This window comes from Acinetobacter sp. CFCC 11171 (assembly GCF_003268405.1).
GTDB lineage: Bacteria > Pseudomonadota > Gammaproteobacteria > Pseudomonadales > Moraxellaceae > Acinetobacter > Acinetobacter amyesii.
This window is the reverse complement of the sequence record NZ_LQXP01000090.1, coordinates 1-1,231: the sequence shown is the minus strand read 5'-3', so window position 1 is coordinate 1,231 and position 1,231 is coordinate 1. Positions and strand designations below refer to the sequence as shown.

The window sequence follows — 1,231 nt, the reverse complement described above, 5'->3', positions numbered from 1 at the left end:
TAATCTCGACCACATCTTTGACCGATTTATTCATAAACACACGGCTATTACGACGCTTATGCCATAGTGCTGTTGCATCTTCTAAGGTCAACTTATATAGCGTTAATGCACCATCACTTTGGCCTTGAAATGCTTCAGTAATGATCCCGGTAATACGGAAAAGTTGTCCAGCATCGGTCACCTGATCGATTGCGACTTGTGTACCAATAAATTGTTTAAGTTCGAGCGTGGCAGAAGTTGAGAGACAGATGAGCTGAACATTCAAACCTTCACTTAAGGCATGTTCCCCATCAATACGTTGCAAGAATACTTGTTCATTCAGCGTGGTATTGGAAAATTGAATATGCAAGGCACGTTTTTGTGGACTAATGCCCAATTTCTCAAGTGCAGAATATATATTGTTCAGCATGTTTATTATCAAAATCGATTTTTTATAAAATACGGCGGTATTTAATCAAGAAAATTCATATATTCCAAGGCTTCGGCGCCTAACTTTGTTTGGCTTTATGTAAGCGAAAAGCCCCTTATTGATGAAAAAAGAGACGCATCCACCTCGATACGTCTCTTTCGTTTAATCCAACTCAACTCAAACCCAATACTATTAAGTTACATTTAAAAAAGCGTGAATATTTTCCAATTGCGCTAACGCCTAAAGATGTCCTTGTAAAGCCGCTTTTTGCAAATGTTGTTCTGCAATTTTAAGATCGCGCTCTACCCCGATGCCATGAATATATAGATAAGCCAACTTTCTAAAATATGTTAAAAGGCTAAGTGGATTTCATCGAACTCAGGTTTCTACAAAGTGTAGTGTAATCTGGTGCTGTCCAATCTAGACCGCATAGTTTAATCAGGCTTTGAACAGAGCCAGTGACCATGCGTAAAGACAGACGAAATAGGAATTTAATCATTAAGCAGCATTGGATTGCTGCATCAGAATAGGTTTGATTTCACCCGTGTTTATCAATGGACGGAGCAACCATTGGGTCGCTGAATCAAACTAAATTGATATATTTCCTCGATTGATCAAGGCTTTATTGTAGGTGGACAATTGGTTGTACGATAGATTTTTGGTGTGAGCTTATGAGTATTATATTACTGAATAAGCCCTTAGAGGTAGGTTTGTGCAACAAAGTCCAATTAGATTAAGTTAGGTTTAATAAGTTTAATCTCTGTACACGACAAATTTCATAGGATCCTTGTCCTATCAGGCTTTTTCTTTCTTAAAATTGCT

At 37.8% G+C, this 1,231-nt stretch carries 2 protein-coding genes and 1 pseudogene; all 3 read right to left on the bottom strand.

The window, feature by feature from the left end:
* Positions 1-409, bottom strand: a 409-nt coding sequence (locus AVJ20_RS17935; protein WP_228157146.1) for a phage late control D family protein, incomplete at its 3' end; no start/stop codon positions are given.
* Between the two features lie 240 nt (positions 410-649).
* Positions 650-745 carry an SEL1-like repeat protein gene (locus AVJ20_RS19035; RefSeq protein ID WP_111886144.1) on the bottom strand — a complete coding sequence of 32 codons (96 nt, stop codon included), beginning with the start codon at positions 743-745 and terminating at the stop codon, positions 650-652.
* Positions 746-794: 49 nt separating this feature from the next.
* Positions 795-1,065, bottom strand: a pseudogene (locus AVJ20_RS17925) (transposase); the annotation flags it as partial.
* Between the last annotated feature and the right edge of the window lie 166 nt (positions 1,066-1,231).